The 19,300-nt window shown below is 68.5% G+C and carries 18 protein-coding genes and 3 pseudogenes; 8 read left to right on the plus strand and 13 right to left on the minus strand.

Annotated features, from left to right (window positions below; translation table 11 throughout):
• Window positions 1–21: 21 nt before the first annotated feature.
• The gene (locus ACIOHP_RS14525) at window positions 22–1,203 is read right to left on the minus strand and encodes a sensor histidine kinase (RefSeq protein ID WP_401887213.1); all 1,182 of its coding nucleotides are present in this window, start codon (window positions 1,201–1,203) and stop codon (window positions 22–24) included.
• Between the two features lie 213 nt (window positions 1,204–1,416).
• Between ACIOHP_RS14525 and ACIOHP_RS14530 the strand changes: the two genes are divergently transcribed.
• Together ACIOHP_RS14530 and ACIOHP_RS14535 are read left to right on the plus strand one after the other, a co-directional pair.
• Window positions 1,417–2,013, plus strand: coding sequence for a DUF308 domain-containing protein (locus tag ACIOHP_RS14530; protein ID WP_401887216.1), 597 nt, complete (start codon window positions 1,417–1,419; stop codon window positions 2,011–2,013).
• 226 nt (window positions 2,014–2,239) lie between these two features.
• A pseudogene (locus ACIOHP_RS14535) lies at window positions 2,240–2,467 on the plus strand (TerD family protein); the annotation flags it as partial.
• Between the two features lie 70 nt (window positions 2,468–2,537).
• Here ACIOHP_RS14535 and ACIOHP_RS14540 read toward each other — a convergent pair.
• From ACIOHP_RS14540 to ACIOHP_RS14570, 7 genes and pseudogenes are all read right to left on the minus strand, one after another.
• The gene (locus ACIOHP_RS14540; protein ID WP_401887218.1) at window positions 2,538–2,969 is read right to left on the minus strand and encodes a DUF4259 domain-containing protein; all 432 of its coding nucleotides are present in this window, start codon (window positions 2,967–2,969) and stop codon (window positions 2,538–2,540) included.
• Window positions 2,970–3,025: 56 nt separating this feature from the next.
• Window positions 3,026–3,334: a hypothetical protein gene (locus tag ACIOHP_RS14545; protein ID WP_401887221.1), complete on the minus strand. Its 309-nt coding sequence runs from the start codon at window positions 3,332–3,334 to the stop codon at window positions 3,026–3,028.
• Window positions 3,335–3,416: 82 nt separating this feature from the next.
• Window positions 3,417–4,691: a multidrug effflux MFS transporter gene (locus ACIOHP_RS14550; RefSeq protein ID WP_401887223.1), complete on the minus strand. Its 1,275-nt coding sequence runs from the start codon at window positions 4,689–4,691 to the stop codon at window positions 3,417–3,419.
• Window positions 4,692–4,813: 122 nt separating this feature from the next.
• Window positions 4,814–5,755, minus strand: coding sequence for an SMP-30/gluconolactonase/LRE family protein (locus ACIOHP_RS14555; protein ID WP_401887226.1), 942 nt, complete (start codon window positions 5,753–5,755; stop codon window positions 4,814–4,816).
• A 99-nt stretch (window positions 5,756–5,854) separates the two neighbouring features.
• A pseudogene (locus tag ACIOHP_RS14560) lies at window positions 5,855–6,514 on the minus strand (NADPH-dependent F420 reductase); the annotation flags it as partial.
• 54 nt (window positions 6,515–6,568) lie between these two features.
• Complete coding sequence (locus tag ACIOHP_RS14565; protein ID WP_401887229.1) at window positions 6,569–7,576, minus strand: SMP-30/gluconolactonase/LRE family protein; 1,008 nt, start codon at window positions 7,574–7,576, stop codon at window positions 6,569–6,571.
• Between the two features lie 133 nt (window positions 7,577–7,709).
• Window positions 7,710–8,489: an MBL fold metallo-hydrolase gene (locus tag ACIOHP_RS14570; RefSeq protein ID WP_401887232.1), complete on the minus strand. Its 780-nt coding sequence runs from the start codon at window positions 8,487–8,489 to the stop codon at window positions 7,710–7,712.
• A 97-nt stretch (window positions 8,490–8,586) separates the two neighbouring features.
• Between ACIOHP_RS14570 and ACIOHP_RS14575 the strand changes: the two genes are divergently transcribed.
• The gene (locus tag ACIOHP_RS14575) at window positions 8,587–9,543 is read left to right on the plus strand and encodes an AraC family transcriptional regulator (RefSeq protein ID WP_401887234.1); all 957 of its coding nucleotides are present in this window, start codon (window positions 8,587–8,589) and stop codon (window positions 9,541–9,543) included.
• Between the two features lie 324 nt (window positions 9,544–9,867).
• Here ACIOHP_RS14575 and ACIOHP_RS14580 read toward each other — a convergent pair whose 3' ends face one another.
• Window positions 9,868–10,560, minus strand: a complete 693-nt coding sequence (locus tag ACIOHP_RS14580) for an alpha/beta fold hydrolase (RefSeq protein ID WP_401887237.1) — start codon at window positions 10,558–10,560, stop codon at window positions 9,868–9,870.
• A gap of 45 nt (window positions 10,561–10,605) precedes the next feature.
• Window positions 10,606–11,025, minus strand: coding sequence for a nuclear transport factor 2 family protein (locus ACIOHP_RS14585; RefSeq protein ID WP_401887240.1), 420 nt, complete (start codon window positions 11,023–11,025; stop codon window positions 10,606–10,608).
• Window positions 11,026–11,391: 366 nt separating this feature from the next.
• Between ACIOHP_RS14585 and ACIOHP_RS14590 the strand changes: the two genes are divergently transcribed.
• Window positions 11,392–11,904, plus strand: a complete 513-nt coding sequence (locus ACIOHP_RS14590; RefSeq protein WP_401887243.1) for a winged helix-turn-helix transcriptional regulator — start codon at window positions 11,392–11,394, stop codon at window positions 11,902–11,904.
• 518 nt (window positions 11,905–12,422) lie between these two features.
• Here ACIOHP_RS14590 and ACIOHP_RS14595 read toward each other — a convergent pair.
• Both ACIOHP_RS14595 and ACIOHP_RS14600 read right to left on the minus strand, forming a co-directional pair.
• Window positions 12,423–13,499, minus strand: a complete 1,077-nt coding sequence (locus ACIOHP_RS14595) for a Glu/Leu/Phe/Val dehydrogenase dimerization domain-containing protein (RefSeq protein WP_401887246.1) — start codon at window positions 13,497–13,499, stop codon at window positions 12,423–12,425.
• A 37-nt stretch (window positions 13,500–13,536) separates the two neighbouring features.
• Window positions 13,537–14,445: a dihydrodipicolinate synthase family protein gene (locus tag ACIOHP_RS14600; protein ID WP_401887249.1), complete on the minus strand. Its 909-nt coding sequence runs from the start codon at window positions 14,443–14,445 to the stop codon at window positions 13,537–13,539.
• A 451-nt stretch (window positions 14,446–14,896) separates the two neighbouring features.
• Between ACIOHP_RS14600 and ACIOHP_RS14605 the strand changes: the two genes are divergently transcribed.
• The 3 genes and pseudogenes from ACIOHP_RS14605 to ACIOHP_RS14615 form a co-directional block, all read left to right on the plus strand.
• Window positions 14,897–15,403 (plus strand): hypothetical protein, encoded by a 507-nt coding sequence (locus ACIOHP_RS14605; protein WP_401887252.1) that lies wholly within the window; start codon window positions 14,897–14,899, stop codon window positions 15,401–15,403.
• Between the two features lie 532 nt (window positions 15,404–15,935).
• Entirely contained in the window at window positions 15,936–16,670 is a 735-nt protein-coding gene (locus ACIOHP_RS14610) for an ASCH domain-containing protein (protein ID WP_401887255.1), read from the plus strand.
• 90 nt (window positions 16,671–16,760) lie between these two features.
• Window positions 16,761–16,991 (plus strand): annotated as a pseudogene (locus ACIOHP_RS14615) (zinc ribbon domain-containing protein); the annotation flags it as partial.
• Between the two features lie 286 nt (window positions 16,992–17,277).
• On the opposite strand, the gene ACIOHP_RS14620 reads toward ACIOHP_RS14615, so the two are convergent.
• The gene (locus ACIOHP_RS14620) at window positions 17,278–17,883 is read right to left on the minus strand and encodes a TetR/AcrR family transcriptional regulator (protein ID WP_401887258.1); all 606 of its coding nucleotides are present in this window, start codon (window positions 17,881–17,883) and stop codon (window positions 17,278–17,280) included.
• Window positions 17,884–18,395: 512 nt separating this feature from the next.
• Between ACIOHP_RS14620 and ACIOHP_RS14625 the strand changes: the two genes are divergently transcribed.
• Entirely contained in the window at window positions 18,396–19,247 is an 852-nt protein-coding gene (locus ACIOHP_RS14625; RefSeq protein ID WP_401887260.1) for an alpha/beta fold hydrolase, read from the plus strand.
• Window positions 19,248–19,300 lie beyond the last annotated feature (53 nt).

Here is a 19,300-nt window from a genome sequence, read left to right on the forward strand (position 1 = left end):
CGACGATCAGAATCCGCGTCGTCATACGGCGGCTCCCAGGGGGCTGAACTCCGCATGGACCCGGAATCGGCCGTCGTCACTGTCGATCGTCAGTCTCCCACTGGAGGACTCGACGCGTTCGCGCATCCCCACGAGACCGAGTCCGCCACCTGAACCGGAACCGTCCGGCGCATCACTGACTCGGTTCTCGACGGTGACGCAGATCCTGCCGTCGCGCTCGCGTACCTCCACCGTGGCCGGCCCCTCACCATGTCGGTAGGCATTCGTGAGTGCTTCCTGAACGACCCGGTAGACCGTCACGCCGACGCTGGGCTCCACGAAACCGGCGGGGATGACGAGGGAGGACCGGACGTCGAGGCCGATGCTCTTGAAAGAGGCGACGAGGCCCTCCAGGCCGCTGAGTGCCGGGGTCGGCCGGAGCGCCTCGTTCGGCGGGACGTCGTCTCCGATGCGGAGGAGCGCGAGGATCCGCTGCGTCTCCACGACCACGGTGCGGGCGCTCGACCTGGCCGATACGAGGGCCTGCCGGGCGGGCTCGGCGTCTTGCGGCAGCGCGATCTCCGCGGCACCGAGATGCATGCTCAGCATCGCGACCTGGTGGCCGATGACGTCGTGGAGGTCCCGGGCGATACGCAGCCGTTCCTCGGTCACCCGCCGGGTGGCTTCGATCTCGCGGGTGGCGATGGCGCTCTCGGCCCGCTCCTCCAGCGTCCGCCAGTGCGCTCGATGGATGCGCAGCGCGGCCCCCGTCGCACCTCCGGCCACGGCCGAGAAGAGGGCGGCGGCTCCCACGATCGCGCCGCCACGGAATCCTCCCACCGTCATGAACGCCCCCAGGAAGAACGCCGCCACGATGGCGGTTCCGGCCAGCGGCTGCTTTCCCCTGAGAGTGATCGAGAACAGTACGAGCACTGCCATCATCCACACCGACAGCGGGTCGTGGCCCACTGCCGTGACGGCGAAGGACGCGGCGCTCGCCACGGTCACTCCTGCCCATGGACGCCACCAGGACAGGGCGACCCCGCCACCGGCGAGGAGCACGGAGAGGGCTGTCGGCCAGTCCGATCCTCGTAGGATCACCGCAACGATCTGGCCGGTGAACACCAGCGCGGCCACCGCATAGGCCACGAGGTGCAGGGCCTCGGGCCGTCGCACCCACAGGGGTGCCGCGGGACCGTCGTGATTGTTCTGTGCCTTGCCCATGGCCTGATTCTCGTGCAGATGTGCTGCGGCCATGTACTTCGAACGATGTAGCCGGCGAGCCCGATCAGGGCGACGGGGGAGCGCTGGAACCCCTTCCATTCGACGTGGAGGGCAGACCTACTTCGTTCGAAGTACGCACCCGCTCCCGAGGCCCCTGAGACTCCTCATCGAGACGACCGTCTCACACCATCACGATCACCAACGGGACACCCGATGACTCAGACCACCGTGCCTTCGCGTACGACCACGACCACGACGACGTCCTCCGGGCTTCGATCGCTCTACCTGATCCGAGTCGCCTTCTCCCTGATCTGGGTGGCACTCGTCGTCACGACTTCCGCCTCCCTCGTGTCCACGGACAAGCCCACTGCGATCGCGGCCGTGCTGCTCGTCGCCTACCCCCTGTGGGACGTCATCGCCACGTTCCTCGAGCGTCGCCTGGCCGGCACTGCCTCCGAGGATCGTGCCCGCACTGCCAACATGGCTCTCGGCCTCGCCGCCACCGCCGGGATGATCATCGCTGTGTTCTCCACCATCGGGACGACACTGCTCGTGTTCGGCATCTGGGCCCTGCTTTCCGGAGCGATCCAGCTCCTCGTGGCGATCCGGCGCCGACACACCGTCGGCGCCCAGTGGCCCATGGTCATCAGCGGCGGACTGTCCGTCCTCGCCGGCATCTCCTTCGCCGCGATGTCCGCCTCGGCGACAAGCAGCCTCTCCTCCGTCGCCGGATACTCGGCCTTCGGTGCCTTCTGGTTCCTCGTCTCCGCCGTCGCCCTGACCATCCGCAGCCGCCGCGAAAAGCAGTGACCGCATCTCCCAGGCATCCGGTCTCTGTCGCCCTGCAGAAAGCGCACCGCCGACCGGGAGGCACAGCGCAGGCCGACGATGCCGGCTGCGTGAGTTGAGCCGGCTGATCGACGTCGAGGATCCGGCCTGGCCGGAGCTCAAGGAGACACTTGAAGCAAGTCCGGTGTGTGCCGAGGTGCTCCCATCCGACAGGGATCCGGGCAGGGCGTCGATCCATCAACTCCAGGATGTCGTCGCTTTCGCGGTCGACGCGCGGGAACAGGTGGCAGGAGACGAGGACTTGGTCTTCTACGGCGCGCCCGAGCACCCCGATGGCACAGTGAGGCTCACCGTGGACGGTCCGACGGAGCAGGCCGTCACCGCCGACCTGGACCGGCTGCCCCTGGAGGTTCGCCGGGTCGTCGTCGCTGCGATCGACGGTGCCGCGACCTTCGCCGATGTCGGTGCCATCGAGCATCTCGTAGTTTTCAACCGGACGTGGATCTTTGATCAACAGCATCGGTTTTGTGGCGGGTGACGCTCTGTCAATGCTCGACATCGAACAGCTGGATGGTTGGTGGTGGCGGAGCAAGCACTGCGCGAAGGCGGTTGAGGTCGGCTTGCCACTGCTTCCAGTCTTCCGGATCGACCCAGTTCGAGGATGGTCCGGCCTCGTCACTGATGATGCGAGCGAGGGCCTTGTCCGCGAGCGTCCGGAGATCGTCAGGGAAGGCGGGCATGGGTTCTTCAGGACCGTAAGGTGTGTCGATTGGGCCGCCACCAGGGCATTGCGCCGCAATCAGTGCGGCTGCGGCCACCGCTTCTTCTCCTTCGATGAGCCAGCCGGTGGCGTCGACGGTGCGCGTGAGGACGCCACGGATCAGTGCCTCGCGTTCCTCGGGTTTGGCGTCGTCGAGATCACCGGCGAAGTCGGCGGCCGTGTCGTTGTCGAAGGGGCCAGTGTCCCAGGTGCCCATATTGATCTCCTCGTCTAGTTCCGCCGGGATCTTCGCATCCGCCGCTGACACTGCGATCAATGCGCGAGCAGCACGCGCTTCCGTAGAAGGGCGAAGCCAGCACGCGCGAACATCTGGCGCTTGAGCATCTTGATCCGGTTGGCATGCCCTTCGACCGCGCCCGAGCTCCAGGGCAGGGTGAGTCCAGCGGTGGCGGCGTTCAGATCGCGGTCGATGCCGGCGGCGAGGGTGTGGAGGCTGGGCAGGTCGTCCTGCCGGACAGCGTCGAGCCAGGCTGGCAGATGTTCGCCTTGGCGCTGAGTGAGCGAAGGATCGGACGTGTCGGGTGAGGGCGTCGAGTCGCACGCGTTCGCGCATACGGACACCTTGAGGAAACGAGCCTGCCCCCATGCAAGAAATCCCCACCGCGACGGACATCCGAGCACCGCATTGGCCTGGTTCGCGCGCCTACTGGGCTAGCGGGTCCGAAGTGCGACGCCATGGGCGGCACAGGGCCAGGAAGCAGACCGTCGCGGCCAGCGCGAGGCCGAGCACCGACAGGGCCATGGGCAGGGCGGTGCCCTGGTCGCCGAGACCGGCGAGGGCGGGCGCGAGGGCTCCCATGAGGAACTGTGTGGTGCCCAGGAGCGCTGAGGCGCTGCCCGCCGCGTGCGGGGCACGCTGAAGGGAAAGGGCAGTGGTGGTGGGCAGGATCATGCCGACCGGGCAGGCCGTGAAGAACAGCGCGCCGGCGATCCAGGGCAGGCCCACGTGCGTGAGGGTGGCCAGGACGACCAGGGCGGCGCCCGCGGTGGCGAGTACGGCCAGGCCCGCACCCAGGATGCGATGCGAGGGGAATCGGCCCAGGAGCAGTTTGCCGTTGAGTTGCCCGGTGGCCACCATGCCGACCGAGTTGAGGGCGAAGAGCAGGCTGTAGGTCTGCGGGGAGGCGCCGTAGACCTCTTGCAGGGTGAAGGAGGAGCCGGCGATGTAGGCGAACAGGGCGGCGAAGCCGAGGCTGCCGGTGAGCAGATAGCCCGAGAAGCGGCCGTCTTTGAGGAGGTCGCGCATGGTGCGCAGGGTGTCGGGGAGCCCGCCGCGCCGGCGCTGATGGGCCGGCAGGGTCTCGGTCAGCAAGGTCGCGGTGGCGGCGAGGATGACCAGGCCCAGCACGGTGAGGGTGACGAACACGCCGCGCCAGGACGTCAGGCGCAGCAGTTGGGCGCCGAGCACGGGGGCGAGGATCGGCGCGGTGCCGGAGACGAGCATCAGCGAGGACAGCAGGCGGGCGGCGCCGAGTCCGTCGTACAGGTCACGGACGACGGCCCGGGCGATGACGATCCCGGCGGCGCCGGCCAGGCCCTGGACCAGGCGCATGGCGATGAGGACCGTGGGATTGGGGGCGACGGCGCACAGGAGGCTCGCCGCGACGTACACGGTCAGGCCGGTCAGGAGAGGGCGGCGCCTGCCGAGGGTGTCGCTGAGGGGCCCGATGACCAGCTGGCCCAGGGCGATCCCGGTCATGAAGGCAGTGAGGGTGAGCTGGGTGACGGCCTGTGAGACGTGGAGATCTCCGCTGACCTGAGGGAGGGCAGGGAGATACAGGTCGATGGTGAGCGGGCCGAGCGCGGTCAGGGAGCCCAGGATCAGGACGAGGGGCAGACGGCGCGGATGGCGGTCCGGGGACGGCGCGTGGAGGGTGTCTGCTGTCCCGGCGCTGCTGGTCGGGGAGGGTTTGGACATGTCGGTTCCAGGGCTGTCGGGAGAGCGGGTCGTGCGGACCACGGTGCTGCCGGTTCTGCACGGGCCGGTGTCACGCGGTCGGCGTGGCACCGGCGCCGGTGGGATGCGTCCTGCCGGCCGTGTCAGCGGCCGAGGCGGGCGATGAGCAGGTTGGGGTCCTTGCCGGTCATGTAGGCGGCGCTGGGGACATACACCTTGCTGTCGTGGACCGCGATGGATGTGGGGGTCTGAAGACCGTCGGCCGGGGTGAGGACGGTGGTGTGGGTGCCGTCGGGGCGGACGAGGTCGACCTGGTTGTCGTCCCGGGCGGCGAGCAGGGTGTCGCCGTGGCCGGTGAACGCGAAGTCGTCGATGGACGGCATGCCGGTGGCCCGGATCTGGATCTTTCCGGCGGTGCCCTTGGCGGTGACCGGGATACGCAGGACGGTGCCTCGGTCGAGGTTGGTGGCCCAGACGGAACCGTTGTGCAGCTTCAGGCCGTTGGCGCCGGCGAACGTGGTGGGCTCCAGCTGCGTGCCCTTGGCCCAGACGGTGGCCTGTCCGCCGCACGCGGGGAGGCGGTAGATGACGCCGTGCACGGAGTCCGTGACGTAGAGCTTGTTGGTGTGCTGGTCGAGGGCGAGGCCGTTGGGCAACCCGTCGGCGGGCAGGGCGGCGATACGGTGCGGGCGGCCACCGGGACGTACGACCCAGACGCCGGTGAGGTCCGCGGTACCGGTGGCGTAGGTGACGTACAGGGTGCCGTCGTCGGCGCGGGCGATGCCGCCGACGAACGCCTTGCCCAGGTTGGGGGTGTTCGCCTTGGCCGGGGCGGGCAGCGTGGCCAGGACGTGCGGCCGGCTGCCCGGAGTGACGCGGACGATCTGCCGGGCGAAGGAGAAGGTCAGGTACGCAGCCCCGGTGCGGTCGACGGTGATGTTCTCGGGCTGCTGCGAGGCCGCCAGCTGGAAGTGGTTGGTGATGTGCGGCGCCGAGAGGGGCTGGGTCGCCGCGGTTGCGGTGGCCGCGGAGGCCAGCAGGACCGCGGTCGCGGCGAGGGTGGTCAGGGAGGTACGGACGCGCATGGGGTGGTTCTCCTGGTGGGGTTCTGCTGACGGTCCACTGCCGGGCCCGTGGGGGTTGCAGGCCGGCAGCGGGGCTCGATGGGGTGGTACTGCTACGCCTCAGGGGGCGACGATCTTGATCGTGCTCGCCCAGCCGTGGCCCGCCTCGCGGATCTGCAGGGCCATGTGCAGCAGCTGGAAGCCCTCCAGCTCGCGGGCGTGCCTGAGCGCGCCGACGTCGACCGGGTTCAGCCCGCCGGAGGTGACCAGGTCGGCGACCTGCTTACGGGCGGCCTCGTCGTCACCGGCGATGAAGACGTCGAGCACAGTGCCGTTCACCTCCCCGGCGATCAGGGTCGTGGCGAACGTGGTGTTGAACGCCTTCACGACACGGGTGCCCGGTGCGACGACCTCGGCGATCTCTTCGGCGGCCGAAGTGCCCAGGGCGACGACGAGTGCGTCGAGGGAGGCGTCGACGGGGTTGCTGATGTCGACCAGCACCTTGCCGCTCAGCCGCTCTCCATATGCGGCGGCGAGCTGCTTGGCGGCGTCGAAGGGGACGGCGAGGACCACGATGTCCGCGCTATCCACGGCAGATGCGTCGGCGGCGGCGATCCCGCCTTCGCCGGTTGCCTGCCCGCGCAGTTCGTCGACGAGTCGTACGGCCTTGCCGGGGTCCTTGGCGGTGACGGTGACCGTGTGTCCGCCCGCCAGAGCCCGGGTGGCGATGCCGCGGGCCATGTTGCCGGCACCGACGATGGTGATCTTCATGAGAGTGGTGTCCTTCCTCCTGTACTGCGCTGCACTCGTGTCCTGTCCTGTGCCTGGTTGCTGTCAGACGTGGACCCGCACCACGTTGAACGGGAGCTTGGGGTCGGCGATCTGGAACTGGAAGTTGACGATCAGCAGGTCGTGGCCGTCGACGGCGGCCGTGGAGGGGCTGTGCATGCCGTGGCCGTGGACCGTGCGCACGAGTTCGGCCTTGGCATAGTCGTGACTCAGCTTCAGGACGCTGATCTGACCCTCGGGGTGATCGAGTTCGGTGACGGCGGTCAGGGTGTCGCCCCTCAGCAGCAGACCGTCGCCGGAGACGCCCTTGGCGCCGCCGAGGTCGATCGGGACGACCTGGCGGGTGCGGACGTCGACGCGGTAGAAGGCGTAGTCGTTGTAGTCGGCGAGCAGGACGTAGCGGCCGTCGCCGGTGACCACCAGGCCGTTGCCGTTGAAACCGACGTCGTAGACCATCGGGGAGTTGGTGAGGTCCACGCCCACGTGCAGTGGTTGCTGGACCTGCTTGCTCTTCAGCTCGGCGGCGGTGATGTGCCACAGCGCGGGGTGGATCGAGTCGGAGATGTAGGCGTCGCCGTTGGGAGCGAGGGCCACGTCGTTGAGGAAGGTGTCGGTACGGCCGGTGTCGAACACGTGCAACAGGGCGCGGGTGCGGGTGTCGTAGACGAAGACCTTGCCGGTGGCGCCGCCGGCGACGATGAGCCGTCCCGCGCGGTCGGTCTTCATGCCCGCAACGGAGGTCCGTCCGTCCTTTCCGCCCGGCAGGAACACCTTGGTCGCGCTCTGGTGGACGTCACCGCGGTAGATGGTGCCGTCGCTGGTGCTGCCGACGTAGAAGAAGGGCGTGCCCTGCTGGCGTGCGATGCCCTCGGGGTAGGTCTTGTCGCCGGGGATGGAGTAGCTGGCGGGCAGGGGTTCCCGGTGATGCCAGGCGGCGGCGTGGGGCGCATCGCCGCCGGAGGCGGCCAGAGCCGGGGCGGTACCACCCAGGACGAGGAGGGAGGCCACGGCTACGGCGGCGGCGCGGGGACGGAAGAGGCGGTTGTGGGGCATGACGGATCTCCGGGCGTGAGTAAGTGAGCAGACCAAGGGGGTGATCAACAATGTGGGGCAATGAGCGCAGAGGACGCGGTCCGCGCGGAGTGCCCCGGATCCGCGCGGCGTGGGCGGTACACGCCGGCGGCGCTCAGTTGCCGGCCGGGAAGAGAGAGCGGTTGGCGATGTCGATGATGAACGGGCCGACGTGGGCCGGGTACTTGTCGACGATCGCCTTCTTGTACGCGTCGCCGTCGTCGCCGAGCAGTTCGCGCGCGTCGTCGAGGTAGCGGCGGATGTCCTGATAGACCTCCGGGCCGGTGGGGGCGCCGTGGCCGGCGAGGATCGTGTCGTAGCCGACCTCGGAGGCGAGGGCGTCGACGGCCTGCTGCCAGCCGGTGATGTCGTTGTTGCCGAGGTAGAGGTGGACGTCGTTGTAGACGAGGTCCTGGGCGATCAGGACGCCCTGCTCGGGCAGCTTGATGAGTAGCTCGTCGGCGGCCTCGCCACCCGAGACGGCCTCGAAGTCGAACGGGACGCCGTCGATGAACTCGGTGCCCGGGACGATGGCCACGCTCGGGGTGAAGTCGCTCAGTGGAATGACCTGCCCGGTGGGCAGGTTGCTGTCGCCGCGGGCGATGATCTGCTCGCGCACTTCGGCCAGCGCGTGGATGGGGACACCGAAGCGGGCGGCGCCGTTGTAGTGGTCCGGGTGGGCGTGGGTGACGATGAGCCGGTCGATCGGCTTGCCGAGGCCCTTGGCGTAGGCGACGGCCTCGTCGGCGTAGGCGGGGAGCAGCTGGGCGTCGATCGCGATGACGCGGGCCGTGGTCTCGATCAGCTGGGTGGTGGTGTGGAAGGTGTCTGCCGGGGACATGTAGCTGTGGATGCGCACCGCGCCCTTGTCGAGGACCGTGACCGTGCCGTTCATGAGGGACTCCTGGAGGTGGAGGCGGCCCTGCGCCGCCTTGACGACCTCTACTTTCGTCGCGAAAGCGCAGGCAGGCGAGATACGCTGAAGACGCGGCATGGTAAATCGAGGACATCTGGAGATCGTGGTGCTTTACGGGGATCCTGGCGGCGCAGACCCTGCTCCGGACGGGGCCATCCTTCGCCTCGACTTCAACCCGCCCGAGGAACGGGTCCCGGGTTTCGAGATCATCGATCTCGCCACCCTGCACGAGCGACGGCGGCGGCGGGGCAGGCGGCCCGACCTGGTGCACCGGGTGGACTTCCACACCCTCACCCTGATCACGGAGGGCACCGGGGAGCATGCGATCGACTTCGTGACCTACCCCGTCCGTCCCGGCACCCTGTTGTGGGTCCGGCCGGGCCAGGTCCAGCGCTTCGTCCGGCCCGGCACCGCGAACGGCACACATCTGCTGTTCACGCCGGCCTTTCCCCCGCACTCCAGCAGCGCCGACCGGCTGGTGAACGAGTGGTACGGCTCAGCGTGCTGGCAGCTCGGCGCGAGCCCCGCGTACGCGGGACTGTCGACCCTGCTGGGCCAACTGCGGGCCGAGTACGACCGCCCGGAACCCACCGTCTCGGCGGAGATCCTCCAACTCCTGCTGGCCACCGTGCTGTTGCAGATCGACCGACTGCCCCACCCCGACAGCGGGGGAGACCCGCACGCGGGCGGCGAGGTGTACGCCCGCTTCCGCGCCGAACTGGAACGCTCCTACGCCACCACCCGCCGCGCCGCCGACTACGCCCACCGCCTCGGCTACACCGTCAAGACCCTCACCCGGGCCTGCATGGCCGCCACCGGGCAGCCCGTCAAACACGTCATCGACGGCCGCGTCGCCCTGGAAGGGCAGCGGCTGCTCGCCCACACCGACGAACCGGTGGCGACCATCGCCCGCCGCCTGGGCTTTCCCGAACCCACCAACTTCGGCAAGTTCTTCACCCGCCTCGCCGGCGAAACTCCTGGTGCTTTTAGGCAAACTCACCAGGGGCAACAGCAAGAGCGACCCCGGGAGTAAAAGTCAAAAGTCGTGAGAGGGCTCCGGACTCCATCAGTGACAGCAGGGTGTCGCTGGCTACTTCCGTCACAGCTCGCCGTCAACCCACGTGCAGCGCGACCGCCCGTACGTCCAGCAGCACGACAGCTGTCGGAGTGACGACGTTTTCCGAGGTGTCTGGGCGTCCCTGCACGGGGTGGCGACCCTCACTCAGTCGGGACGGCTGCCGCCGGAGAGCAGCGAGCCACGGTGAAGCTGCCGGTGACCGGCTCCATGTTCTGACACGCACGCCGGCTCCCGGCGCCGCGTGGGTGCCGGGAGCCGGCCGCTGCGCCCGGCCGTGCTTCATTGCTGAGCGCGTGCGACCGCTTGGGCGAGGAGGGTGGCGATCTCGTCGGTGTGGGAGAGGTGTGGGGAGTGTCCGGAGGGGATGCGCAGGTTGTGGGCGGCGTGCGCGGCCCACTGCTCCTGGACGGCGGGCGGCAGTGCCGGGTCCTCGGTGGCCACGACATAGGTCAGGGGGACTCGGGTGGGCGCGGCGCCGAGTTTCTCGGTGAAGGCGCGCAGGCCCTGCCAGTTGAGGCGCTTGACGGCCTCGGCGGTCAGGGCGGGGTCGACCCCGCTGAAGATGGACTGCTCCGCGTCTCCGGCCTTGACGGCGAGACGGTCGGGGGAGTGGATCCACGTGGGTGGGAAGTCCCCGCCCATCCACTCCATCATTGAGGTGCCGGGCTCCAGCGCGAAGGCGGCGATGTAGACGAGTTCGGCGACCCGGTCCTCGTCGGCGGCGGCCCAGGTGGCGGGGACCCCGCCGTAGGAGTGCGCGGCGAGCACGACGGGGCCGTCGACGGCCTGGATCGCGGTGCGGACGACGGCGACGTCCTCGGTCAGGCCCTCGGCGGCGGCGCTGTCGGAGTTGCTGCTGGGCAGTTGCACGGCACGGGAGGCGATACCGCGGGCGGTGAGACGCTCACGCAGCGGCTCGAAGATCCACGGTGTGTGCATCGCGCCGTGCACGAGTACGACGGTCGGATTCATCAGGAGCATCCTTCAGGTACGGGCGGTGGTGCCGGGTGGGGCGGTTCAGACGTTCATGGCGTCGCGGACGAGGGCGGTGTCGACGAACTGCTCGAAACGCACGATCAGCCCGCCGCGTACGACGAAGTGGTGCGCGACGCGGACATCGATCGGCTTGCCCGTGGCCTTGTTGACGGCGGTGTAGCGGGCGAGGACAACGACATTCTCGCCGTCTACGACGTAGGCGTCGTCGTGGGCGGTCCAGCCCTCCCACTCCTTGCCCAGTCGCTCCATCACGCTCGATGTCACGCCCTCGGGGGTGCGGTAGGTGCCGGCCAGCGGGAAACCGGCCATCTCCGTCCACTCCACATCCGGGGCCAGTGTGGCCCGCAGAGCCTCCAGGCCCGCTGCCGCGGAGGCCAGATACTGACGCCGGACCACATCGGCGGGGGCCGTGGAGGTGCGGAAGTCGGTTGTTTCACTCATGGGTTGTCGGCCTTTCCGAGGGTGCTCAGGGCACTGCGGGACTGCAGGCTGCCGGGGGTGGTGGGCGGCCGGTGCCGGGCTGTCGGCGCATGTTGGCACCGGCCGCGGGAGAGCAAGGTGAGCCCCATTTCATTTCGCCCTTGGCGACCTTCGTGCCGATCTGGGCGGCCGCCTCGTCGCGTTCTCTTTCGGCAGGGAGGAGGACGGCTCCTCGGCCCGCAGCATTCGCCGAGGATGAGTTCGTCAGAGTTCTCACTCTGGCCGTCGATACGCTCGGCGTGATCGACGCTGCGACCTGTAGTGCTCTGCCTTAAGTCAGAAACGCACCGGATTCTCGATCGAGGTGCACAAGCGTATAGTGAGATCATGCCGACTCCACTTCGCGACTCCCTCACCGACCGCGACAGCTGGTACGACGTTCCCTGTTCAGGGCGCCTCGCCCTGGAACTCGTCTCCAACCAGTCCACGTGGATTCTCCTGCGAGAGGTCTACTACGGCACGACGCATTTCATGGATCTTGCACGTCAGGCGAAGGTAAGTCAGCCCACGGCATCCGCGCGTCTGGCGGAAATGGTCGACGCCGGTCTTCTCAACAAGGTGTCCTACCAAGAGCGCGGCCAGCGCTCCCGTGAACGCTATGTACTCACCGACCGCGGCAACCAGCTCATGACGGTGTTCTTCGCCCTGATGCAGTGGGGCGACCGGCACCTGGCCCCGGACGGGGGCGCCGTACGCCTGCGCCACACGGATTGCGGCGCGGGCGTGCGGGCGGAACTGCACTGCAATGTCGGACACACCGTCACGCCGGACGACCTCGAGTTGGTGCCTGGCCCAGCCATCGTCAGCACCGAACCGCTCCAAGAGCCTGGAGCCGTCTGAGCGCCTGGATGTATCTGGCTTGCCCGGATACTGAGAGGCCACCGTGATGCCATGCGTCCGAGGGACAGATCCTGATGGACGGATGAAGAACCGAGCGGGGGCATCCTCCCTGCCGACTGCGGGCGGGCAACCGATTCCACGCAAGGAGTGCGCGGCCGGTGAGCAGGCGATCGCTGTCTGTCTGAGGCCTGACGTCGGCTGCGCCGTGGCGTCCTCGGATCGTCGCGCCCTGGCCCAACGCGATATCGACGTTCGACGGGCATCATGCGTTTTGACTGAGCCCCCAACGACCAGACGTGCAGGGGGGCTTCTGGCGTTCTTGAGAGCCAACCCCTATTGGCGGCGGCGAGGGTGCCGGTCGGCAATCGTGGTGCTCTCTGATGGTGGTCCATAGGCTGGCAACCGCATCGGTAGTCAGTGCGTCGGGGGACCGGCGTGGCGTCCATAGTCGTGCATGGGAGCACCAGCCGGTCCCGTTGGCGTCGGCAGGCAGGGGTCCCGTCAGCGGGACCCGCCTATTACGGCCTGTTGGGCTCGGCGGCGGCGAGCCGCTCGCGCGCGAGGTCGTAGGCGGCGGCCAGAGTGGTGACGCCGTCCCGGTGGCTGCGCTCCAGGGCCCGGGTGGTTGTCTCCGCGATCTCGTCGAGGCGGTGGTCGGCCTGCTCGGGGGTAAGGTGCTGGAGCTCGATGCCGCTGGCGTAGAGGATGCCGCCGGCGTTGGCGATGAAGTCCGGGGTCCAGATGATGTTGCGCTCGCGCAGTGATTCGGCGACGGAGTCGGTGCTGAGCTGGTTGTTGGCGGAGCCCACGATGGCCTTGCAGCGCAGTCGCGGGACGAGCGCGGGGGTGAGGGTGCCGCCGAGCGCACAGGGGGCGAGGATGTCGACCTCGGCTTCATGGGCGGTGTCGAGGGGGATCCAGGTGGCGCCGACTGCCTCGGCCTGCTCACGCAGGGATTCGTCGATGTCGGTGGTCGAGACCGCGGCACCCCGCTTGATGAGCTTCTCCGTGAGGGAGCGGCCGACGGCACCGAACCCGATCACGGCGACGGTGCGTCCGTCGAGGTTGGTGGTGCCCCACAGGCACCGGGCGGTGGCCAGGAGGGCCCGCTCCACGCCGCCGGCGGTGCCGTGGGTGGTGGCGGGGATGCCCTCGGGGGTGATGGTGTAGCCGCCGACGTAGGGCGTCCGCATGCGCATGGTGCGCATCTCGGTCGGTCCGGTGCCCACATCAGGGGCGACGATGTAGCGGCCACCCAGCGAGTGGACGACGTCGGCGACGTCGAGCAGCAGGCTGGTGCGGAACTGGCCGTCGACGCGGTGCGGGCCGCCGGGCAGCAGCGGGACGACCGACTTCCCGCCGCCGGTGCCGTTGTTCGAGGCGGCGGCCTTGAACGTCATGGCGCGGCTCAGCCGCAGGGCGTCGACGACCGCGGAGACGGGGGAGTCGTACTTCGTCAGTCGGACGCCGCCCAGCGCCGGTCCGAGCTTGGTGTTGTGGACGGCGACGATGACGGGCTGGCCGGTGCGCTCGCCGCGGCGGATGACCACCTCCTCGTGATCAATGGTGGCGTCGAGTTCGGTGTGGGCGCTCATCCGGAATTCCTCTCGGTGGGGTCCGCTGGTGGGTGGGTCAGAACGCTGTGAGCAGGCGTCCGTCGAAGGTGTGGAGGATCTTCGCGATCTGGTCCCGCTCGGCGGCGGACACCGTGCGCGCGGGGCGCTGGGGTGCGCCGACTGGGAACCCGAGCAGTTCGAGGCTCGCCTTGAGCGCGCCCACGAGGCCGTAAGCGAGTAGCTCGCCGAGGTGGTCCACCTCGTCCTGCAGATTGTCGAGGCGGTGGTGTCCGGCGGTGTCCTGCCCGGCGTTGACCAGCTCGGCCAGGAGCGGTGCGGCGATGTTGGACAGTGCGGCAACGGCGCCGTCCCCGCCGAGCCGGAGGGTGGCCGCGATCAGATGGTCGCGGCCCTGCAGCACGGCGAAGTCGGACGGACGGGCTTTGAGGAAGGCCGCCACCAAGGACAGGTCCCCGCTGCTGTCCTTCACGCCCACGATCCTCGGGTGCTGCGCGACCTCACGCAGGACTCCGGCGGAGATGCCGTTCCCGGCGAACTGGGGAATGTTGTAGAGGACTACAGGGCGGGGTGCATGATCGGCGAGGGTCACGAACGCGCCGATGGTCTCGGCGTCGGAGAGCGGGAAGAAGGTCGGCGGAGTGACCACCAGGTAGTCGGCCGCCGAGTCGGCGTACTGATCGAACGTACGCAGAGTCGCATCGACGCTTGACTGCCCGGCGCCGACGTAGAGCGCGGCTCGCCCGTCCAACTGCTTCCCTGCGACCGCGACCACCTCGCGCTCGACATCCGCGGGAAGCCACGGGTGCTCACCGGAGGAGCCCAGTACGAAGACGCCGTCGACGTGCGCAACCAGCGCGTCGATGTGGCGGGACAGCGCGTCGCCGTTCAACCCGTTGTGCGGCGTCACCGGTGTGATCACTGGGCACACCAGGCCACCGGGGCCGCCCGCTCGTGTCTTGGCCATTCCTGCTCCATTCGAATGATCAACCCGGTCGGTGAGGGGGTCGACTGAACGCAGCGTAGAGGCTGACTTAAGCATGCACAAGGCAGTAGCTAGCCGCTTGACATCGGAGTTTTCTAAAATGATGAAGTTTGTCCACTACCTCACTAGCGTTTACCTATGTGAGTGTGGTGACGCTCCGCGGGGCATCAGGCCAGGCGTCTGCAGGGCTCTACGCAGAAGACGAGATGGTCGAAACCGGATCCATTGACAGTCCGTCGGACGCGGACACACCCGAGACGGCCCTCCCCAATTCCTGCTGCCAGGCGGATGAGGCAGGGCAGGGGCGGGGCGCTCCCGGTCCTTCGATCGGGGGCGTTGTCGTGCGCCGTCGTCGTTGGTTGTGTTGGACGCGAGGGGATCCGCCTGCCTGTGCGCTGTACCGTCTTCGGAGGCGATCACCGGGAGGGGCGGGATGACCAATGGGCTCCGGTTCAGTTGGGAACTGAGCGGCAGCGGCTGGGCGACGTGCCGCATCAAGGACGGCGCTTCGGAGCGGGAGGACATCGTCAGCTACTGCACGGATGCTCTTGCCGACTTGCTTCACGGGGTGGCGGGTCTGTACGGCCCTACACCTGTCCAGCGCTTCTCCTTTGACCTGGAACCGGCTGAAGTGAGGTGGGTTCTGCGAGGCAGGGGTTCGGAAGTTGATCTGTCCATCTACCGCTTCCCTGACATGTCCGCGAGCTTCGATGCGCCCGACCAGGAAGGCACACTCGTCTGGGGCTCCACGCAGCCGCGAGGCCTGCTCGGACACGTCGTCCTGGAGGCCACTCAGTCAGTACTGGAGGTCCACGGCGAGGACGGCTATCTGGCGAGGTGGGTTCAGCACGCCTTTCCCATTGCTGCACTGCAAGACCTCCGTCGGTTGCACCTCCAGCACGACAGGTGTGAACTGCAGCATGCCGTGACCATTTCATAGGACCGTGGAGACGGCGACGTCCCCACACAGGACCGAACGCTCAACTACGGGCCCAGACATCGACATGGCGATCAGGGCCGATGTGCGACGTGCTGGACGAGAGAGATCTGCGCTTACTGGCTCCAGCACGGCGAACTGCCGGTGCGCGACGCCCGCGTGCGGATCATGCCCGACGGTCGCACCCGACTCGCCTGCGGGATATGGCACACCACGCTCTGAGCGGGTCCTTTGAGAGGTTCCACTCGTCTGCGGCCCCGTGGTGGATGTGTGTCGAGCAGCGAGTCCACCAGTTCCTCATGACGCTGGTCATGCAGGCCGACGTATCGTTGTGGGACTCGCTGGTGTTCGAAGGGATTGGCGACGTGGACGTCGAGGCAGTGACCGCGGCTTCCAGCACCGCCGATGTGGTGGCGAGAGGCCGGGCTGCCGATGCGGCATGTCCAGACTGCGGGATGTCAAGCCGCCGACCACACTGAGGGCATGAGAACAATTGTGTCGAGGAGTCCGGCTGGGTCGATCTAGGGTCGGCGCCATGGTCCCCATCAACCTCTTCGACTCCGAGCGCCGCGTCATCGAGGCCGCGGAACGGCTCGCAGCTTCCCTCGGAAGCGATCCGAACCACACCGTGGCCGCAGCGGCGATGGACACGGCCGGCAGGATCCATGAGGCGGTCAACGTCTACCACTTCACCGGCGGACCGTGCGCCGAGCTCGTCGTGCTCGGCGCCGCCGCAGCAGCGGGAGCCGGCCCGCTCGTCACCATCGCTGCCGCGGGAGATCGGGGTCGCGGCCTGATCCCGCCATGCGGCCGCTGCCGCCAAGCGCTCCTCGACCTCCATCCCGACGTCTTCGTCGCCGTACCGACCGACGAGGGACCGGCACTGCGCCCGATCCGGAGGCTTCTGCCGGATACCTACTTCTACCCCGACGCGGATGCGCGTCGAATTGTTCGGTTCAACAAGCGCTACTACGAAGACATTGCTACCGCACGGAAGACCTCCACCATCCGCTATGAAGATCCGATCGCGCCGGGTCCGGCAATCTTCCTCTTCGAGGACGACGAAGCCCCCCGCACGTTGGAGGGCACCGTCACCGGCGTCGAACGCCACCGGCTCGATCGCCTCACCGTCGAACAGGCTCGGCTCGATGGCTTCACGAGCATCGACCAGCTCAAGAAGGGCCTCCAGGGCCACTATCCCGGCCTGCCCTCTGATGCCGAAATCGAATTTGTGACGTTTACGGTCGAAGCGCCTGACGCCGTGGAGTGATGCAGCGTGAATAACTCCATGCCCGCTCGCCGCCGATCGGCTGCTGTTCGGCCGCGCCCGTAACGCTGAATCCGCAGCGTGCCACAGCCGCCGCTGAACTTCCGTACGTGGACGTGCGCCTGTGGCGCGGTACATGACCGCGACATCAATGCGGCATGCAACATCCTGGCCGCCGGGCTGGCGGCGTCTGCCTGTGGAGACGGTGTAAGACCTCAACGGGAGTCCTCCCGGACGGGGCGGTCGTCGGTGAAGCAGGAACCCCAGCGGGCGACCGCTGGAATCCCCGCCTTTAGGCGGGGGAGGAAGTCAAGACCTCGATGAGCTCCTCAGCGAGTTCGGGGTTGGTGTGCCCGCCACGAGCAGGGTGGTGTTGTAGGGCGAGGTCGGCGTGGACCTGGTCGCCCGCCTTGAACCCGTGCACCGCGGGTCCGACGCGGCAGGCGAGGCCCGGGACGTCGCGTCCGTACGTAGGGGGTGGACAAGGTTGCGTGCAGGCTCCGGGTGTCGAGGGGGTACCTCTTCCCGTACGGGTGTCGCGCCGCAGGTGAGGTGTTGGCGCGGTGTCGAGGGCGCGGCGCCCGCTCCGCAGTGTCCGCTTGCACGCCGGTCAGTTCGCCGTCCTGGTGTCCCCTTCGGGCTCGATGCCTAGGAGGGCGAGGGCGTTGTGGATGCCCTGTTCGAGGACTTGGTCGGCGAGCTGCGGGTCGGCGAGGGCTCGTGCGAGCTGGAGTGTGCCGGCCATCATGGCGTAGGAGCTGAGTGCTATGGGGCGGACCGAGAGCGGGTCATGGGGCGCCAGGCGGGCGGCGATGCCGTCGGCGACCACCAGTACGCCCTCGGTGTAGGCCTGTTTGGTCGGGTGTGTGCAGCGCCCTATCTCGTCGAGCAGGGCGGCGGAGGGGCAGCCGACGTCACGGCTGTCACGGTGCCAGGGGGACAGGTACCAGCGCACGATCTGTTCGAGGCCGGCGCGGCCCGGTTCCGCGTGCGCGACGATCGTCGCGTTCTGGGCCTGCAGCTGGTCGGCGATCGTGGTGGCCACCAGGTCGTCCTTGGACGTGAAGTGGGTGTAGAAGGCGCCGTTGGTCAGCCCGGCGTCCTTCATGAGCGCCGTGATGCCCGAGCCGTCGATGCCGTCCTCCTTGAAGCGGCGGCCCGCCGTCTCAATGATCCTCTGCCTGGTGGCCTGCTTGTGCTCTCTCCTGTATCGCACCGCACACTCCTCTGCGCGCCGGGAGGGCTACTCGCCCTCCGTCGGCTCCTCCAATGTATTGTATTGTGAACGTAATTTAATAGCCCTGGATTCCCGCACCTTCACGGCCGGGCCCGGTTGCCACCCCTTCCGTCCCCGCCGCGCTGGACTGCCTGTACTTCGGTCCACTTGCGGTCCCATGGTCGGCCGCGGACTCCGCCCGCCACGGGGACCTCCTTGCGAGCGGGGGTCGCGCATGCTTAGTATTATGGCCATAATGCAATTGGTTCGGCGGCTCGGCGCGGTGGATTCCGAGGCGATCGGAGCGTGCCGGAAGCCGTCTGGGCCACCTCAGGGGTCGAGGAGGTGTCGAGCGATCCGAGCGGATCGTCGGCCTGATCCACGATCCCCCGGCTCGCCTCGTCGCGCGCCGGCCAAGGGCAGCGGCCCCACGGGTCCAGCACGTCTCCCCGTGTGCTGCGTGAGCAGACCCGCCAGAACTGACGGGCACCCGCCAACAAGAGAAGGACGTCATGAGCACATATCTGGCCGACACAGCCGAGAACCTCACCGTGGAGGGGCCCTCCGCTACCTTCACCTACCGGCGCATGGGACCGCAGGGCGGCGTCCCGCTGGTCCTGCTGCAGCGTTTCCGCGCGACCATCGACTGGTGGGACCCGGAGTTCCTGGATTACCTGGCCGCCGACCATGACGTGATCGTGTTCGACAACGTCGGTGTCGGCTACACCACCGGCGAGCCGCGCGACTCCCTCGATGGATTCGCCGACGGCGCCGCCGAGTTCATCGAGGCCCTCGGCCTCGCGCAGGCCGACGTGCTCGGCTGGTCCCTGGGCGGTTTCGTGGCCCAGCGCCTGGCCACGCGTCGCCCGGAGCTGGTGCGGAAGATCATCGTGGCGGGCAGCGGCCCGACGGGCTGGGTGCCCGGTGCGCCGGAGGCGAGCGAAAAGGTCCTGGGCATCATGGCCAAGCCCGACGCCGACCAGGACGACATGCTGTTCCTGTTCTACCCGGAGACGGACGCGGCCCGCGCCTCAGGTCACGAGCACTTCGCCCACGTCGCGACCCGGCTCGCCGCCGGCGGCTCCGCGGTCACCGAGGCGACGGCGCAGGGCATGCTCGCCGCGATCGGCCAGCTCCTGGCAGCTCCCTTCGACGAGGTCAAGGCGGAACTGGAGTCCATCAAGCACCCCGTCCTGTATGCCAACGGCCTGCACGACGTGATGGTCCCCGCCCATGCGTCCTACGTCGCCGTCCAGCACCTGGCCGACGCCACCCTCCTCCTCTACGGCGACGCCGGCCACGCCTTCCTCTTCCAGCACGCCAGGGCCTTCACCAAGCAGGTGGCCGACTTCCTCGCCGCCTGACCACGCCGACCGCGCCGCCGCTCCCGAACCCCGGGCGGCGACCGGTCAACCAT

Origin of the sequence: Streptomyces sp. NPDC087859 (assembly GCF_044742595.1) — a bacterium.
GTDB lineage: Bacteria > Actinomycetota > Actinomycetes > Streptomycetales > Streptomycetaceae > Streptomyces > Streptomyces canus_F.

What these genes read in the sequence shown, in the direction of transcription:
- ACIOHP_RS14540 (WP_401887218.1), bottom strand. Translation starts at nt 2,969, where the DNA reads ATGGGCACCTGGGACACTGGCCCCTTCGACAACGACACGGCCGCCGAC.
- ACIOHP_RS14565 (WP_401887229.1), bottom strand. Translation starts at nt 7,576, where the DNA reads ATGCCCCACAACCGCCTCTTCCGTCCCCGCGCCGCCGCCGTAGCCGTG.
- ACIOHP_RS14580 (WP_401887237.1), bottom strand. Translation starts at nt 10,560, where the DNA reads ATGAATCCGACCGTCGTACTCGTGCACGGCGCGATGCACACACCGTGG.
- ACIOHP_RS14575 (WP_401887234.1), top strand. Translation starts at nt 8,587, where the DNA reads ATGGTAAATCGAGGACATCTGGAGATCGTGGTGCTTTACGGGGATCCT.
- ACIOHP_RS14525 (WP_401887213.1), bottom strand. Translation starts at nt 1,203, where the DNA reads ATGGGCAAGGCACAGAACAATCACGACGGTCCCGCGGCACCCCTGTGG.
- ACIOHP_RS14585 (WP_401887240.1), bottom strand. Translation starts at nt 11,025, where the DNA reads ATGAGTGAAACAACCGACTTCCGCACCTCCACGGCCCCCGCCGATGTG.
- ACIOHP_RS14555 (WP_401887226.1), bottom strand. Translation starts at nt 5,755, where the DNA reads ATGCGCGTCCGTACCTCCCTGACCACCCTCGCCGCGACCGCGGTCCTG.
- ACIOHP_RS14590 (WP_401887243.1), top strand. Translation starts at nt 11,392, where the DNA reads ATGCCGACTCCACTTCGCGACTCCCTCACCGACCGCGACAGCTGGTAC.
- ACIOHP_RS14550 (WP_401887223.1), bottom strand. Translation starts at nt 4,691, where the DNA reads ATGTCCAAACCCTCCCCGACCAGCAGCGCCGGGACAGCAGACACCCTC.
- ACIOHP_RS14625 (WP_401887260.1), top strand. Translation starts at nt 18,396, where the DNA reads ATGAGCACATATCTGGCCGACACAGCCGAGAACCTCACCGTGGAGGGG.
- ACIOHP_RS14600 (WP_401887249.1), bottom strand. Translation starts at nt 14,445, where the DNA reads ATGGCCAAGACACGAGCGGGCGGCCCCGGTGGCCTGGTGTGCCCAGTG.
- ACIOHP_RS14610 (WP_401887255.1), top strand. Translation starts at nt 15,936, where the DNA reads ATGGTCCCCATCAACCTCTTCGACTCCGAGCGCCGCGTCATCGAGGCC.
- ACIOHP_RS14595 (WP_401887246.1), bottom strand. Translation starts at nt 13,499, where the DNA reads ATGAGCGCCCACACCGAACTCGACGCCACCATTGATCACGAGGAGGTG.
- ACIOHP_RS14530 (WP_401887216.1), top strand. Translation starts at nt 1,417, where the DNA reads ATGACTCAGACCACCGTGCCTTCGCGTACGACCACGACCACGACGACG.
- ACIOHP_RS14605 (WP_401887252.1), top strand. Translation starts at nt 14,897, where the DNA reads ATGACCAATGGGCTCCGGTTCAGTTGGGAACTGAGCGGCAGCGGCTGG.
- ACIOHP_RS14570 (WP_401887232.1), bottom strand. Translation starts at nt 8,489, where the DNA reads ATGAACGGCACGGTCACGGTCCTCGACAAGGGCGCGGTGCGCATCCAC.